Genomic DNA, 14,812 nt, shown 5'->3' on the forward strand with positions numbered 1-14,812 from the left:
GCTAAGGTTGGTTTTGCACTGTGAAACCTCCCACCTCTGCTGAGAGCCTTTCCATGCGCAAAATTCTCCTGCTGTCCCTGATTCTCGCCAGTCCCCTGGCCGTCGCCGGCCCGCAGTGCACCACCGCCGAGCGTTCGCAATGGCAAGACGAAAAAGCCTTCCAGGAGAAGCTCAAGGCTGAAGGCTACACAATCAGCAAGTTCAAAGTCACCGATGGCAACTGCTACGAGATCTACGGCTTCGACAAGGACAAGCGCAAGGTCGAGATCTACCACGACCCCGTCACCGGCAAAGCCGTGAAGACTGAGATCAAGGGCTGATGCCAGGCGAATCCCTGCGCCTGTGGGACCCGCTGGTGAGACTGTTTCATCTGTCGATCGCCGGGGTCTTTGTCGCCAATTACTTCTTTAACGAAGCAGGCGATGACTGGCATGTCTGGCTGGGCTACTACGCCATGGCCTGGCTGCTGGTGCGGTGGGTGTGGGGATTTGTCGGACCGCGCAGTGCGCGTTGGTCGGACTTCTGGCCGACGCCAAAGCGCCTGACGGCCCACATGCGCTCGTTGCTCAAAGGCCGGCCCCAGCATCGCCTGGGCCATTCGCCGATTGGCGCGCTGGTGATGCTGTTGATGTTACTGGCGCTGCTGAGCATCGGCATTAGCGGTTTCCTGATGCAGGAAGTCGACGCCTTGTGGGGAGCCGATTGGCCGCTGCAAATCCACGAAACCGCTGCCAACGTGCTGCTCGGCCTGGTCTGCGTGCATGTGCTGGCGGCGGTGTTCGAAAGTATCCAGGTGCGGGACAACCTGCCGTTATCCATGCTCACCGGTCGCAGGAAGCGCCTGCCGGATGAACCTGCGCAGTAATCCTTTATCCACAGGTCCCCTATGCGCTCCGCCTTATTGATTTGTAGCCTGCTGGCGGTGTTTTTCGCCGCCTGGCAGAGCCATCCGCCCCATGTATTGGCGCCGTTTGCCCAGGCCAGCCCGAACACCGCAAAAGTCGCGGCGCCGGCGCAGTACAGCAGCCGGTTCGTGTCCACCCAGCTCACCGACTTTGTGCACTCGTCGTCCGTCACCGCCCTGCCCGGCGGCGACTTGATGGCGGTGTGGTTCGCCGGCTCCCGTGAAGGCGCGGCCGATGTGCAGGTGCGCACCGCACGCTTTGATGCACGCAGCGGCGAATGGGGCGCCGAACAGGTGCTGGCCACACGCGAAAGCACCCGCGACGGCACCCAGCGCTACATCCGCAAGTTGGGCAACCCGGTGATCGCCCTGGGCCCGGATAAACGCCTGTGGATGTTTTACGTGTCGGTGTCAGTCGGCGGCTGGGCCACCAGTGCGATCAACCTGATGGTGTCGGACGACCTCGGCGCCAGTTGGTCGGCGCCAAGGCAACTGGTGACTTCGCCGTTCTTCAATATCAGCACCCTGGTGCGCGCCGCGCCGGTGTTCCATGCCGACGGTTCCATCGGCCTGCCGGTGTACCACGAGTTCATGGGCAAGTTTGCCGAATACCTGTACCTGAGCGCCGATGGGGCGGTGATCGATAAATTCCGCATCAGCCGCGGCAAAAATTCCCTGCAACCGACCATCGTGCCGCTGGATGGCCAGCGCGCCGTAGCGATGTTGCGCTATGCCGGTGACACCCATCACCGCGTGCTCGCCAGCCGCACCGAAGACGCTGGGCAAACCTGGAGCGAGCCGTATCCGTTGGAGCCGGCCAACCCCAATTCATCGCTGGCGGCAGTGGCCACGCAGGACGACGGCTTACTGGTGGCCCTCAACGATCTGCAGGACGGCCGCTTCAAACTCAGCCTCTATGGCACCGACGCCCAGCTCAGCCAATGGCGCACGGTGGTACAGCTGGATGAGTCTCCCGACCCGCTCGGCCAGCCATTCTCACCCGAGGCCTATAAAGAAATCATCGGCGAAGGTTTCCGTGCTTCCAGCGGCGCCCGGCGTCTGCCGTTGGAGCAGCGCTTCCTCAGCAACCTCGACTACCGCGTGTGCAAACCCCGTGGCTGCGATTTCGAATACGAGTACCCGTATTTCAGCCGCAGCCCGGACGGCATGTACCACTTGGTCTACTCGTGGAATAACACCTTTATCAAACATGTCAGCTTCAACGAAGCCTGGCTGGCGGAGCGGCTGTGATGGTTAATTTGTGGCAGGCGCATTTGAGTTTTGTGCTGTTGGGTTTTGTGCTCCTGAGCCTGTTTCGATTCACCGCGCCGTGGCGGCCGTGGTTGTTGCCGCTGTTGGCGGCGGTCAGTTTTATCCCGGTCAATGAATTGCCGCTGGCGGCGTATGTGCGCAGTTTTACCGATGACCTGGCGATCAGCACGTTGGTGTTGCTGGCGTGGGTTGCACTCAGTCGACTGGGCGTGGTGCAGCCGCTTAATCGACGGCACCACATGCAGACGCTGATGATGTTTGGGCTGTTGAGCCTGGCTCTGTACCCGGCCACGTTGGGCCTGACCTATTTCGATCCGTACCGCTGGGGCTTCAACCCCCGGCCGATGATTGTGCTGGTGGGCGCGGCCGCATTGCTGATGCTGTGGCTGCGCAATGCCCTGGCAGTGTGGATGCTGGCGATTGGCACGCTGGCCTTCGCGCTGCGGCTCAAGGCGTCGGAAAACTATTGGGATTATCTGGTCGATCCGCTGTTGGCGGGCTACTGCATCGTCGCTGGACTGATGCAATTCAGACTGTGGGAGGGGGCTTGCTCCCGATGGCGGCGTGTCAGCCAGCACCTGCGGCACTGAACCACCGCCATCGGGAGCCCCCCCTCTCCCACATTGGATTTGTGTTGATTTAGAGAATGGGAAAAATGATGAGTGCGTTGCAATCACGCCGCCTGCGCTACGGCGTGGGCGCGATCGGGTTGGTGTTTGCCTTGCTGGCCGCGTTGCGGCTGGTGTTTGTGCTGGGGTTTTCCGGCCTTGATTTGAATACCCCGGCACTGCCGGAAACCCTGGGCATCGGCCTGCGTTTCGACCTGCGCCTGGCGGTGCTGCTCCTGCTGCCGCTGGCGCTGCTGGCCTGGATTCCTCGCTGGAACCTGACCACCCTCCCGGCCCTGCGCTGGCTGGCCCGCGCCTATCTGGTGGTGGCGCTGTCCGTGGTCGGCCTGGTGTACATCGTCGACTTCGGCCACTACGCCTACCTCGGCGTGCGCATCAACGCGACCGTGCTGCGTTACCTGCAAGACGCGCAGATTTCACAACAGATGGTGTGGGAAACCTACCCGGTGCTGTGGATAACCGCGTGCTGGCTGGCGGCGGTGGCCTTGTGGGTGTGGGCGCTGGTCTGCCTTGAGCGGTTGACCCTGGACCGCGCACCCAGCACCCGCGGCAAACTGTCATTGGTGGCTGTTTCCGTCATCGGCGTGATCGGCGTACTGCTGGCCCTGCTCGGCCGTGTCGCCCATCTCAACCTGGAGAACCCGGTGCCGCTGCGCTGGAGCGACGCGTTCTTTTCCGGCAACCCGCAGGTGGCCGCCGTGGGGCTGAACCCGGTGCTGTTTCTGTACGACACGCTCAAGGTCGGCCAATCGCAATTCGACGAGGTCCAGGTGCGCGAGCATTACCCACAGGTCGCCCACTACCTGGGCGTCGACCGCCCCGATGCCCAGCAGCTGAACTTCATCCGCGAACAAGGCGTGCAGCCCTATCGACTGGCCGGCGAGCGAGCGCCCAACGTGATCTTCGTGATGCTCGAATCCCTCGGCACCAGTGCTGTCGGCGCCTACGGCAACCCACTCAACCCCACGCCGAACCTGGACAAACTGGCCACGCAAAGCTGGTTTTTCAAACACTTCTACGTGCCTGTCACCGGCACCGCCAAGACCGTATGGGCGAGCATCACCGGCGTGCCCGACGTCACCCGCCAGGAGACCGCCACGCGCAACCCGCTGATTACGCGGCAACACACGCTGATCAACGCGTTCGAGGGTTACCAGAAGTTCTACATGATCGGTGGCAACGCCGGCTGGGCCAATATCAATGCCTTGATCCGCCAGAGCATCGACGGCGTGCAGCTGTTTGAAGAAAGCCATTGGCGCTCGCCACGGGTAGACGTGTGGGGCATTTCCGACCTGGATCTGTTCAAGGAAGGTGACGAACTACTGCGCGCGGTCCCGAAGAACCAACCCTTCTTTGCCTACGTGCAAACCTCCGGCAATCACCGTCCGTTCACCATTCCCAAGCACAACGATGGCTTCCAGGCCCGCGACGTGACGCTGGAGCAGGCCCAAGCTGCCGGTTCACGCAGTGTCGAGCAATACAACGCCGTGCGCCTGCTGGACTACAACATCGGCCGGCTGATGGAAATCGCCAAGGCGGGCGGTTACTACGACAACAGCATCTTTGTGTTCTTCGGCGACCACAACACCCGCATCAGCCAGATTCCGCACATGGCGCCGGCTTTCGAACAACTGGGGCTGGAGAGTAATAACGTGCCGTTGCTGATCCACGCGCCCGGCCTGCAACCCCGGGTGATCGAAGAAGCAGTCGGCCTGGCTGACTTGCTGCCCACCGTGGCCGGCTTGGCGGGTGTGCCGTTTAGTCACGGCACGATGGGGCGGGATATCCAGCAACCGGCACCGGAAGGTGAACGCATGGTGCCACTGGTGTTGCGCGAGGGAACCTTCCCGGTGATCGGCGGCGTGACCCGCCACTTCCTGTTGCAGATGCAGCATGACGGCAGCTCACCGACCCTGCATGACCTGGCATCGCCCACCCCGCGTGACGACGTGGCCGCGCTGCATCCCGATGAGTTTAAGCGTTTGCAGGGGCTGACCCGAGGCCTGCATGAAAGCGCGCGGTTGATGCTGTTCAGGAATGTGCGGGAGTGATTATTTGTCCTGGAACGTTTCGAGGTACGCCAGGATGTTTTCAATCTTCTCCTGGTCACTGATGCCCCAGAAGATCATCCGCGTGCCACTCACCACTTTCTTCGGGGCTTCGATGTAGGCCGCGAGTTTGTCGCGGGTCCAGACCACACCGGAATTCTTCATCGCATCGGAGTACTGATAGTCAGCGGTCGTCCCCGCAGGGCGTCCGATGATGCCGTTGAGTTCCGGGCCAAAGCCGCCGCGCGCGCCTTCGCCGATACTGTGGCAACCGCCGCAGGTCTTGGCGAAGAGCTTGCCGCCCGCCTCGGCATCGCCCGCAGCAAACGCCGAGTGGGTATTGAGTAACAGGACGAGGGAGAGTAACGCGTACTTCATGATGGCTCCGCATCGGGCAAGGAGGGAGCGATTATGCCTGTATCCGCTGCGCTGCGCCGTTCGAGGAAACAGTCTCTAAACCGCTCTAAAACGACCACCCATCGCCCCACAGACATCCAATCGAACCTATTCCAACCCATTCCACTCCACCTTACTGAACCCATGATGGAGGAGTAAGGATCATGGCTCAGCCATCGATTTTGGTACTGGAAGACGACGAAATCATTCGCGCGTTAATGGTGGATGTGCTGGAAGATTTCGGTGCAGTCGTCACGTCTTTTCCTTCGGCGGATGAGGGAATGATTTACCTGGAGCGGGCCGATGATCCGGTCGACCTGATTGTCAGCGATATCCAGATGCCTGGGTTACTCAATGGCTACGATTTGAGCCGCGTGGTTGCACACCGCTGGCCCTCGGTGCCCGTGCTGCTGACCTCCGGTAACGCGAAGATTGCGTCGCAGTTGGGCGGGTCTGTGCGGTTTCTGCCCAAGCCGTGGAGCACTGAGCACTTGATTGAGTATGTGCAAACAGCATTGACACAACAGGGCATGTCCATGCATTGATAGCGTCGCGATATCACGCTTACCGAACTTCGTTGCAGGCTCGGTGGTCATTATTGATGCAAGGAGCGACTTTTCTGATCCGTCGGTCAGCCTTTTCGCCTTGTGCGCTCAGTGGCCAACGACGAGTTGTGTAGAATTGTCGCCCACTTCCATGCGTCATTCATGGCCGCAAGGCCCACAGTTCGAGCTCATTGAATGCATTCACAGGCCCCTGATGTCGGTGCGCCCTCAACGCTGGAAGCGCTGCGCACCGGTACGGCCCTGCTGCACGTGGCGCTGGAAAAGCGCTTGCCGTTTTTTTCCGAGCGTTTGGACGCCGGCTGGTATCAGCGCTTAATCCAGGCGTACTACGGCTTTTATGCGCCGATGGAAGCGGTACTGTACGACGGTGAGATGATCCCCGAAGGCTTCGACCCGGTGATGCGGGTGAAAACGCCTACGCTGGTGAACGACCTTCAAGCCCTTGGCCTGAATGACCGCGCTATCAACGCCCTGCCCCGCTGCGCCAACCTGCCGCCCCTGGATACTCCCGCCGCCTGCCTGGGTGCCCTGTACGTGCTGGAAGGCGCGACCTTGGGTGGCCAGGTACTGCGCCGGGAAATGGCCGAGCGCCTGAACGTGAGCGGCGACACCGGCGGCGCGTTCCTCAACGTATACGGCGCCGAGACCGGCCGTCGCTGGAAAGAATTCCTTGATTACCTGGGCCGCCTGCCGCTGGACGCTCTCGCCAGACAGCACGCTGTGGACGCCGCCCGTTCGACATTCAGCTGTTTTGAGCAATGGCTCGACAGCCAGGAGGTACTGCTATGAAACCCGACGATTTTGAAGAGCTGCTTGCCAACTGTGCCGACGAGCCCATCCGCTTTCCGGGGGCGATCCAGCCCCACGGCGTGTTGCTGACGTTGTCGGAGCCGGACCTGAAGGTCATTCAGGTCAGCGCCAACATCGGTACTTTGTTCGGGCACGCGCCCGAAGCGCTGCTGAATCAGCCGCTGCACACCCTGGTGGGCATCGAGCACGCCAAGGCCGTCGCCGCCATGGCCGAAAACAACACGTTTTTCGACGCCCCGCCGCTGCACGTCAGTTTTAACGGCGCCGAGTTCGAAGGCCTGCTGCACCGCCATCAAAACGTGCTGGTGCTCGAGTTCGAACCCCTGCTCAAGGATTTCCGCCCACGGGCCCTCAACGGTCGCACCAGCGACCTGGGCAAGATGCTGCAACGCCTGCAGTCGGCAAAAACCCTGCAAGCGCTGTACGAAATCAGCGTGAATGAAATCCAGGCCATGACCGGCTACGACCGTGTGCTGATCTATCGCTTCGAAGAAGAAGGCCACGGCCAGGTGATCGCCGAGGCGTCCGCGCCGTCCATGGAGCTGTTCAACGGACTCTTCTTCCCTGCGTCCGACATCCCGGAGCAAGCCCGCGAGCTGTATCGCACCAACTGGCTGCGCATCATCCCGAATGCGGCCTACGAGCCGGTCCCCCTGCTGCCCAAGCTGCGCCCGGACACCGGCCAGCCGCTGGACTTGAGTTTTGCCACCCTGCGCAGTGTGTCGCCGATTCACTGCCAGTACATGCAGAACATGGGCGTGCTGTCGTCCATGAGTATCTCGCTGATGAAGGGCGACACACTCTGGGGCCTGATCAGCTGCGGCAACCGCCAGCCACTGTTGGTGCCTAACGACCTGCGCACCGCCTGCCAGACCATCGGCCAGGTACTGTCGTTGCAGATCAGCGCCATGGAAGCCCTGGACCTGAGCCGCCAGCGCGAGGAGAAAGTCGAGGCTTTGGCCCTGCTGGATCGGGCGATGAAGGCCTCGGAAGTGAATGTATTCGACGGCCTGGCACAGCAAGGTCAGTTGCTGATGGACCTGACGCTGTCCGGCGGCGTGGCGATCATCGAAGACAAGCAACTGCACCGCTACGGCAACTGCCCGGAACCGGCGCAGATCCGCGCGTTGCACAGGTGGCTGCAGGAGAGCGGCGAGCCGGTGTTTTCCAGCCATAACCTGGCGTCGGTCTACGCGCCGGCGGTGGAGTTCCAACAGATGGCCAGTGGTGTATTGGCCATGAGTTTGCCCAAGCCCGTGGATAACGGCGTGCTGTGGTTCCGCCCGGAAGTGAAAGAGAACATCAACTGGAGCGGTGACCCGACAAAGCCGCTGGACCTGGAAAATTCCGACGCAGGCCTGCGCCTTCGCCCACGCACCTCGTTTGAAATCTGGAAGGTAGAAATGGCCGGCATCTCCACCAAGTGGAGCCATGGCGACCTGTTTGCGGCCAACGACCTGCGCCGCTCCGCGCTGGAAAACGACCTGGCGCGCCAGGTGCAACGTGAGCAACAAGCCGTGCGTGCGCGTGATGAGCTGGTGGCGGTGGTGTCCCATGACCTGCGCAACCCGATGACCGTGATTTCCATGCTCTGCGGCATGATGCAAAAAGCCTTCAGTTCCGATGGCCCACATACTTCGCGGCGGATTTCCTCGGCCATCGACACCATGCAACAGGCCGCCGCGCGCATGAACGTGCTGCTGGAAGACTTGCTCGACACTTCGAAAATCGAGGCCGGACGCTATGTGGTCAAGCCGGTGGCGCTGGACGTGAGCCAGATGTTCGAAGAGGCCTACTCGTTGCTCGCACCGCTGGCGATGGAGAAAGGCATCGACCTGTCGTTCAACGCCGAGCCTGGGTTGCAGATCAATGGCGACCCCGAGCGCCTGTTCCAGGTGCTGTCGAACCTGATCGGCAACGCCATCAAGTTCACGCCGCGTCAGGGCAATATCGGTATCAGCGCCATGAGCAATGGCGAAGAAATTGTCTTCTCGGTACGCGATTCCGGCGAAGGGATTGCGCCGGAACAACTGCCGCATGTGTTTGATCGCTACTGGACCCAGACGGAAAACAACCCGACCGGCAGTGGGCTGGGGCTGTACATCACGCAAGGTATCGTCCAGGCCCATGGCGGCAGGATCGTTGCCGAGAGTGAAGTGGGTCGGGGGAGTGAGTTTCGGTTTACGGTGCCGAGGGTCATCGAAGACTCGTATACCTGACGCGGTAAGAATGTGAGGTGTGGGCGCAGGGTTTGCCCGCGATGGGGATAGGTATCTACACCACTCCGGGTACGGCGCTGGGCCTGTGGCGAGGGAGCTTGCTCCCGCTGGCGGCCTCGCAGACGACTTGGATGTTGGATCAGACTGGGTACATATCCGTTATTTAGGTAACGGCCACTATGGGTTCCGCTTTTACAGCGGCTCACTTTTGAAGAGCGCAAAAGTAAGCAAAACGCTCTTGCCCCAACACTCGGCACCTCGCTCACGCTCGGTGTGCCCGTAATCCGACAGGTATTTGGGGGGCCGCCGCCACGCGCCATCCATGGCGCGGGGCGGCTAAACCGGCATCCCTGCCGGTTTACCCCCCAAATCCCTGTCGAATTCCGGCCAGCGTGTTTGACGGGGCGCCTGAGATCAAAAGCTAGATCAAGATCACGATCAAGAGCGGCTCGCTTCGCATCGTGGTTACGTGGTTACGTGGTTGCTACAACGTTGTGTAGTTACTTATGCCTATCGCAACGTGTTTTGCATTGCCAGGTAAACCTCATACGGGCAACACCACCACTGCCTCCAACCCTCCGCCCTGGCGTTCTGTCAGGGTCAGCGTTCCGCCGTGCTCCAGCACAATCGCCCGTGCGGTCGATAACCCCAGCCCGACACCGCCCGTGCTTTTGTTGCGCGAGCCTTCAAGGCGATAAAACGGCAGGAACACCTGTTCCCGATATTCAGCCGCGATGCCGGGGCCTCGGTCCAGCACCCGAATTACCACTTCTTCCGGCCTTTGCTGCAACTCGATCTCCGACGCCACGCCGTAGTGGATCGCGTTGTCCATCAGGTTGGTCATCACCCGTTTGAGGCCCAGGGGCCGGCCGAAGTACACCAGGCGCGGGGGGCCACGAAAGGTGAGGTCGATGGACTGGTCACGGTAGTCATCGATCAGGGTTTGCAGCAATTCCGCCAGGTCCAGTTGGGTGGCCTGCTCCAGGCGGGCGTCGTCGCGGAAGAATTCCAGGGCGGTGTTGATCATGGCTTGCATTTCATCGACGTCGCGGAACAGTCGTTGTTGTTGGTCGGCATCTTCGATGAACTCACCGCGCAGGCGCAGGCGGGTCAAGGGTGCGCGCAGGTCATGGGAGATGGCCGCAAGCATTTGGGTACGGTCCTGGATGAAGTGTCGCAACTGCGCCTGCATGCTGTTGAAGGCAAGAATCGCCTGGCGCAGTTCAAGAGGGCCCATCGGTTCGATGGGCGGCGCACGGAAGTCGGCACCGAAACGTCGCGCGCCCTGGGCAAAGTGTTGCAGGGGCCGAGCCAGTCGACGGGTCGCGACCAGGGTGACCAGCGCGGTGGAGATCAGCACCAACAGCGCCACGATCAGATGGCGCGCGCCATCGTCCAGCCCCCAACTGCGCGACGACGCGCTGAACATCAGCCAGGACCGGTCAGCCAATTGCACCAGCAGCGCGTAGTGGCCGTTGCCCTCCGGCCAATCGGAGGGTTCATAGGCCTCCATCGGACGAGGCGGCCCCTGGAGCAGGTGCTTGAAGACCTGCTCGCCCGAGTGGAAATCAGGATCGTTCAGAACGGGTAAAACCAACGCCTGCCGCTGGGCCGCCCACGTCACCTTGAACCCCTCATCCCCCACCGCCTGGGCCAGACGTGCCCGTTGTGGCGGCTCCGAGGCCTCGACTACGCGCACCACCACGGCGATTTTTTCCAGCAATCCGGTTTCGGCCAGCGGCGGTCGTGCCCACACCCCTGCCAGCTGCACAAACAAGGCGTTGAACGCCAGGGCGGTAAGCATCGCGACCAGGATGGTCAGGGCAATCCAACGGGCCACCGTATCGCGCGGTAGTCGGCTCATGAGCGGGTCACACTGGCGGTGAACTGATAACCGCCATTGCGCACCGTACGGATCATCGCCGGGCGCTTGGTATCGAATTCCAGCTTGCGGCGCAGGCGGCTCACTTGCACGTCGATGCTGCGATCGAACGCGTCATGACTATGGCCCCGCGCCAGGTTCAGCAGTTGCTCGCGGGTCAGCACGCGCTGGGGGTGTTCGGCGAACACCAGCAGCAGGTCGAATTCACCGGACGACAGCGGGATCATCACGTGGTCGGGCGAACGCAGCTCGCGGCGCATGAGGTCCAGCTGCCAGCCGGCAAAATGGATCAACGGGCGCGCGACTTCGCCCACGGGCGCCCGGTGTTCACCCGCCCGGCGCAATACCGCCCGCACCCGCGCCAGTAATTCGCGGGCGTCGAAGGGTTTGCTCAGGTAGTCGTCGGCCCCCATTTCCAGGCCCACCACGCGGTCGCTGAGTTCGCCCATGGCCGTGAGCATGATCACCGGCGTGGCGTATTGCTGGCGCAGGCGTTGGCAGAGCAGCAACCCGTTATCGCCGGGGAGCATCAGGTCGAGAATGATCAGGTCGGTGGGCTGGCGCTCCATGGCCGCCCACAGCTCGGTACCACTGGCCACGGTCTCGACCGCATAGCCGTGTTGCAGGAAAAATTTCTTCAGCAGGGCGAGGACTTCAAGGTCATCGTCCACGATTAACAGGTTGCTCACCGGCAGGCTTCACTGGGCTGGGTCGAGGTGCCATCTAAAACCATTCGACGCGGCCCGTCATATATTTCAATCGTGCAATAAAGCGTCAACGGCGCAATAAACCAGACATCTTTGCGCAAGACCGCAATGCCAGGATCGGCCTCCTTTTTGCGGAGACTGTGCCCATGCGTTCGCTGACCTACCCCCAGCATCTGGCCCGCCAGGCCATGCTGTTACTGACTGTGTCTTACCTGACGGGCTGTGCGAGCCCGGCCCCCGTAACACCCACCACCGGCTGCGCGCAGGTGAACTCGCCCGTCTATGACCCGGGCGAGCCGGTCAACCGCAGCGTGTTTGCATTCAACCGCGCGGTGGATCACTACGCCCTGGCACCTGTAGCTCGCGGTTACCGTGACCTGCCGGATTTTTTTCAACAGGGTGTGCATAACTTCGCGAGCAACTTCAGCGAGCCGAAGGTGTTTATCAACGACGTGCTGCAAGGCAACCCGCGCCGCTCAGTCAATACCCTGGGGCGTTTTGCTGTGAATACCACGGTGGGCGTGGTGGGGCTGTTCGATGTGTCAGACCGCTTGGGCATCCCGCGCCATACAGCCGACTTCGGCCAGACGTTCGGCGTGTGGGGTGTCGGCAATGGACCGATTGTGGAATTGCCATTGCTGGGCACCAGCAACAGCCGGGATGCGGCAGGCAAAGTGTTGAGCTTCCTGGTTTCGCCACTGGGGGATAGCGATACGGTGCAGACGCTGGGCACCATCAGCCTGGTAGGCGGCACTGTCGATACACGGGCCTCGCTGTTACCGCTCACCGACAGCCTGCAAAAGCTACCGGATTACTACAGCGCTTTACGCAATGTGGTGGCGGAAAATCGGCTGGCCTTTGTGCAGGAGGGTAAAGAAGGCGCGACCTCTCCCGGGCTGGACGGCTGCGCGAAGGGCCGCGCGGATGACTTCTGATTCGAATCCCGCAGGGCTGTCATATCTTGCAGCAGCGTGCTTATAGCCGGCACGCTTTGGCCTCTATAAGTTTGGCCTCACTTCGCTCCGACAGGCGAAGTAACCCTCTGCTCAATAGAAGGAAACATCCATGCTTAGCGCTATCAACCACTCACTGGGCAATATTCAATACACTCCCCTGCAGCAGGATGATGCAGAGCCCCAGCGCAAGAAGCGCAGCACTGATGCAATGCACACGCAACCGCACACTGCCGACTCCACCCACACGGCAGCCAACGACCGACCCCGCAAGAACGGCGGCGGGCTAGACAGCCTGGGTCAGGGCAACATCCTTTAAACCGCCTTATACGAAGGGCAGTGCACGGCCCTTCGTACTCGCCCTTAACAAAACCATGACATTCACTGGATTAATCTTGCCGGTTCTATCCAGTCTGGAATCCATAACTGCATGCCGCACACCGATACACTGCCCGCCGTACTGGCCGGCCCACTGCTGCGACGCCTCGAACCTCGGCGCCTGGTTATGTGGCTGGTGGGAAGTCGAGCACTGGCGTTGACGCTGAAGCTGCACCTGCCCGCGCAGACGGTGGAGATACGCCTCGACCAGTGCCAGGTCATCCCCGTGGGGTGCCATGCCTTTATCCACCTGATCGATGTGCCGTTGAGCGATGCCCTGCCCCTCGACGTGGTCATCAGCTACGACCTGTTGTTCGACAACACCGGCATCGCCGACTGGGCACCGCACCTGCTGTACGCCGACGCCCAACTGCCCGGTTTCGTTTTGCACAGCCGTATCCATCAGTTGGTGCATGGCTCCTGCCGCAAACCCCATCACAGCGCCGACGAAGGCCTGCTGTGCGTCGACCGCCTGCTGGCCGACGCCCGTACCCCGGCCGACCGCCCAGCCCTGCTGATGATGAGTGGCGACCAAGTCTACGCCGACGATGTCGCCGGCCCGATGCTACGGGCGATACATGCGTTGATCACACGCTTGGGCCTCTTCGACGAATACCTGGAGGGCGCCGTGGTGGATGACAGCGCCAGCCTCTATGGGCATCGCGCCAGTTATTACCATCGCGCTGACTTGCTGCCCGCACTGGACAGCAACGAAACCCTGCGCGAGCGTTTTTTTGGTGGTGTGAAAAAGCCGATCTTCACCAGCAGCACCGCCGACAATCACCTGGTGACCTTCGCTGAAGTCATCGCGATGTACTTGCTGGTGTGGTCGCCCACGCCCTGGACGTTGATCGCACCGCAAACGCCGCAACTGAACACAGAAGAACAGCAGCGCTATGCCCGCGAACAGGTGCAGGTCGATACATTCCGCGACGGCCTGCCGGGCGTTGCGCGGGTCTTCGCCCACCTGTCCACCTTGATGATCTTTGACGATCACGACATCACCGACGACTGGAACCTCAGCGCACAGTGGGAAGAAACCGCCTACGGTCACCCGTTCTCCAAACGCATCATCGGCAACGCCCTGCTGGCCTATCTGCTGTGCCAGGGTTGGGGCAACCAGCCGGATGTGTTTGACGGGCTGATAAAGCAAAGCCAGGCGCTCACCCACCAGCCCCAGGCCAACCACCTGGATGCCGCCGCGCAGAATGAATTGCTCGAAGCGCTGCTCACGTTCCAGCACTGGCACTACGTACTGCCCACCACCCCTGCGCTGGTGGTGCTCGACACTCGCACCCGCCGCTGGCGCAGCGAGTTCACCTTCAAGCAACCTTCCGGCCTGCTCGACTGGGAAGCCTTGAGCGAACTGCAACAGGAACTGCTCGACCACCCTTCGGCCATCATCGTCTCGCCCGCGCCGATCTTTGGCGTCAAGTTGATCGAGACGGTGCAGAAAATCTTCAGCTGGTGCGGCCACCCCTTGCTGGTGGACGCAGAAAACTGGATGGCCCATCGCGGCGCAGCCCAGGTGATCCTCAATATATTCCGCCACTCGCGAACGCCGGGTAACTACGTGATCCTGTCAGGTGACGTGCATTACTCGTTCGTCTACGAAGTGCTGATCCGTCATCGCAACGCCGGCCCCCGGATCTGGCAGATCACCAGCAGCGGCATCAAGAACGAATTCCCTCCACGCTTGCTGGAATGGTTCGACCGCCTCAACCGCTGGCTCTACTCACCGCGCTCGCCCCTCAACTGGTTCACCCGCCGACGCACCATGCAGGTGGTGCCGCATATTCCGGAACATGCCGAAGCGGGCGAACGATTATGGAATTCGGCGGGGATTGGCCAGGTGTTTTTCAACCAACAAGGCCAGCCTGAAGCGATCTACCAGCACAACGCGGATGGCAAGGCGCCGACGAGGATGGTGGCGCCGAAGTAACCCTTTCCAGGCTCTGACTTCTCCTCGCGATAAGCCGTAAAAAGAGCCAGAAAACGCCTGTGGTAGAGCGGGATACCGCGCAGCGTCGTAAAAACAAGCTATGAGG

Annotated in this window: 14 protein-coding genes; 11 read left to right on the plus strand and 3 right to left on the minus strand. The window is 61.3% G+C overall.

Going from position 1 to position 14,812, the window contains the following annotated elements:
• The first annotated feature begins 53 nt into the window (after window positions 1-53).
• From ACI512_RS29915 to ACI512_RS29935, 5 genes are all read left to right on the plus strand, one after another.
• On the plus strand, window positions 54-320 hold the full coding sequence (locus ACI512_RS29915) for a PepSY domain-containing protein (protein WP_236382427.1): 267 nt from the start codon (window positions 54-56) through the stop codon (window positions 318-320).
• Entirely contained in the window at window positions 320-865 is a 546-nt protein-coding gene (locus tag ACI512_RS29920) for a cytochrome b/b6 domain-containing protein (RefSeq protein WP_236382426.1), read from the plus strand. Before ACI512_RS29915 ends, ACI512_RS29920 begins: the two co-directional genes overlap by 1 nt.
• A gap of 21 nt (window positions 866-886) precedes the next feature.
• A complete protein-coding gene (locus tag ACI512_RS29925; protein WP_064052057.1) occupies window positions 887-2,155 on the plus strand; it encodes an exo-alpha-sialidase in 1,269 nt (422 codons plus the stop codon).
• On the plus strand, window positions 2,155-2,766 hold the full coding sequence (locus ACI512_RS29930) for a hypothetical protein (RefSeq protein WP_236382424.1): 612 nt from the start codon (window positions 2,155-2,157) through the stop codon (window positions 2,764-2,766). Before ACI512_RS29925 ends, ACI512_RS29930 begins: the two co-directional genes overlap by 1 nt.
• Window positions 2,767-2,834: 68 nt before the next feature.
• The gene (locus ACI512_RS29935; RefSeq protein WP_405121474.1) at window positions 2,835-4,856 is read left to right on the plus strand and encodes an LTA synthase family protein; all 2,022 of its coding nucleotides are present in this window, start codon (window positions 2,835-2,837) and stop codon (window positions 4,854-4,856) included.
• Here ACI512_RS29935 and ACI512_RS29940 read toward each other — a convergent pair whose 3' ends face one another.
• On the minus strand, window positions 4,857-5,231 hold the full coding sequence (locus tag ACI512_RS29940; RefSeq protein ID WP_015885795.1) for a cytochrome c family protein: 375 nt from the start codon (window positions 5,229-5,231) through the stop codon (window positions 4,857-4,859). It abuts the gene before it with no gap.
• A 182-nt stretch (window positions 5,232-5,413) separates the two neighbouring features.
• Between ACI512_RS29940 and ACI512_RS29945 the strand changes: the two genes are divergently transcribed.
• The 3 genes from ACI512_RS29945 to ACI512_RS29955 all read left to right on the plus strand — a co-directional run bounded on the left by ACI512_RS29945 (window position 5,414) and on the right by ACI512_RS29955 (window position 8,844).
• Window positions 5,414-5,794 carry a response regulator gene (locus tag ACI512_RS29945; RefSeq protein ID WP_064052054.1) on the plus strand — a complete coding sequence of 127 codons (381 nt, stop codon included), beginning with the start codon at window positions 5,414-5,416 and terminating at the stop codon, window positions 5,792-5,794.
• 195 nt (window positions 5,795-5,989) lie between these two features.
• On the plus strand, window positions 5,990-6,604 hold the full coding sequence (locus ACI512_RS29950; protein ID WP_236382422.1) for a biliverdin-producing heme oxygenase: 615 nt from the start codon (window positions 5,990-5,992) through the stop codon (window positions 6,602-6,604).
• Window positions 6,601-8,844, plus strand: a complete 2,244-nt coding sequence (locus ACI512_RS29955; protein WP_236382420.1) for an ATP-binding protein — start codon at window positions 6,601-6,603, stop codon at window positions 8,842-8,844. The genes ACI512_RS29950 and ACI512_RS29955 overlap by 4 nt, the downstream gene beginning before the upstream one ends.
• Window positions 8,845-9,388: 544 nt before the next feature.
• Here the strand turns inward: ACI512_RS29955 and ACI512_RS29960 are convergent.
• Window positions 9,389-10,708: a cell wall metabolism sensor histidine kinase WalK gene (locus ACI512_RS29960; protein WP_236379704.1), complete on the minus strand. Its 1,320-nt coding sequence runs from the start codon at window positions 10,706-10,708 to the stop codon at window positions 9,389-9,391.
• Window positions 10,705-11,415: a response regulator gene (locus ACI512_RS29965; protein ID WP_122811860.1), complete on the minus strand. Its 711-nt coding sequence runs from the start codon at window positions 11,413-11,415 to the stop codon at window positions 10,705-10,707. The genes ACI512_RS29960 and ACI512_RS29965 overlap by 4 nt, the downstream gene beginning before the upstream one ends.
• A 164-nt stretch (window positions 11,416-11,579) precedes the next feature.
• On the opposite strand from ACI512_RS29965, the gene ACI512_RS29970 reads away from it, so the two are divergent.
• The 3 genes from ACI512_RS29970 to ACI512_RS29980 all read left to right on the plus strand — a co-directional run bounded on the left by ACI512_RS29970 (window position 11,580) and on the right by ACI512_RS29980 (window position 14,706).
• The gene (locus tag ACI512_RS29970; RefSeq protein WP_236379703.1) at window positions 11,580-12,368 is read left to right on the plus strand and encodes a VacJ family lipoprotein; all 789 of its coding nucleotides are present in this window, start codon (window positions 11,580-11,582) and stop codon (window positions 12,366-12,368) included.
• A gap of 130 nt (window positions 12,369-12,498) precedes the next feature.
• On the plus strand, window positions 12,499-12,705 hold the full coding sequence (locus ACI512_RS29975; RefSeq protein ID WP_064055162.1) for a hypothetical protein: 207 nt from the start codon (window positions 12,499-12,501) through the stop codon (window positions 12,703-12,705).
• A gap of 111 nt (window positions 12,706-12,816) precedes the next feature.
• Complete coding sequence (locus tag ACI512_RS29980; protein WP_236379702.1) at window positions 12,817-14,706, plus strand: alkaline phosphatase D family protein; 1,890 nt, start codon at window positions 12,817-12,819, stop codon at window positions 14,704-14,706.
• Window positions 14,707-14,812 lie beyond the last annotated feature (106 nt).

This window comes from Pseudomonas petroselini (assembly GCF_045037875.1).
Lineage (GTDB): Bacteria > Pseudomonadota > Gammaproteobacteria > Pseudomonadales > Pseudomonadaceae > Aquipseudomonas > Aquipseudomonas petroselini.

Excerpts from the sequence above, each read along its gene's own strand:
- ACI512_RS29915 (WP_236382427.1), top strand. The coding sequence starts at position 54 with ATGCGCAAAATTCTCCTGCTGTCCCTGATTCTCGCCAGTCCCCTGGCC.
- ACI512_RS29920 (WP_236382426.1), top strand. The coding sequence starts at position 320 with ATGCCAGGCGAATCCCTGCGCCTGTGGGACCCGCTGGTGAGACTGTTT.
- ACI512_RS29925 (WP_064052057.1), top strand. The coding sequence starts at position 887 with ATGCGCTCCGCCTTATTGATTTGTAGCCTGCTGGCGGTGTTTTTCGCC.
- ACI512_RS29930 (WP_236382424.1), top strand. The coding sequence starts at position 2,155 with ATGGTTAATTTGTGGCAGGCGCATTTGAGTTTTGTGCTGTTGGGTTTT.
- ACI512_RS29935 (WP_405121474.1), top strand. The coding sequence starts at position 2,835 with ATGAGTGCGTTGCAATCACGCCGCCTGCGCTACGGCGTGGGCGCGATC.
- ACI512_RS29940 (WP_015885795.1), bottom strand. The coding sequence starts at position 5,231 with ATGAAGTACGCGTTACTCTCCCTCGTCCTGTTACTCAATACCCACTCG.
- ACI512_RS29945 (WP_064052054.1), top strand. The coding sequence starts at position 5,414 with ATGGCTCAGCCATCGATTTTGGTACTGGAAGACGACGAAATCATTCGC.
- ACI512_RS29950 (WP_236382422.1), top strand. The coding sequence starts at position 5,990 with ATGCATTCACAGGCCCCTGATGTCGGTGCGCCCTCAACGCTGGAAGCG.
- ACI512_RS29955 (WP_236382420.1), top strand. The coding sequence starts at position 6,601 with ATGAAACCCGACGATTTTGAAGAGCTGCTTGCCAACTGTGCCGACGAG.
- ACI512_RS29960 (WP_236379704.1), bottom strand. The coding sequence starts at position 10,708 with ATGAGCCGACTACCGCGCGATACGGTGGCCCGTTGGATTGCCCTGACC.
- ACI512_RS29970 (WP_236379703.1), top strand. The coding sequence starts at position 11,580 with ATGCGTTCGCTGACCTACCCCCAGCATCTGGCCCGCCAGGCCATGCTG.
- ACI512_RS29975 (WP_064055162.1), top strand. The coding sequence starts at position 12,499 with ATGCTTAGCGCTATCAACCACTCACTGGGCAATATTCAATACACTCCC.
- ACI512_RS29980 (WP_236379702.1), top strand. The coding sequence starts at position 12,817 with ATGCCGCACACCGATACACTGCCCGCCGTACTGGCCGGCCCACTGCTG.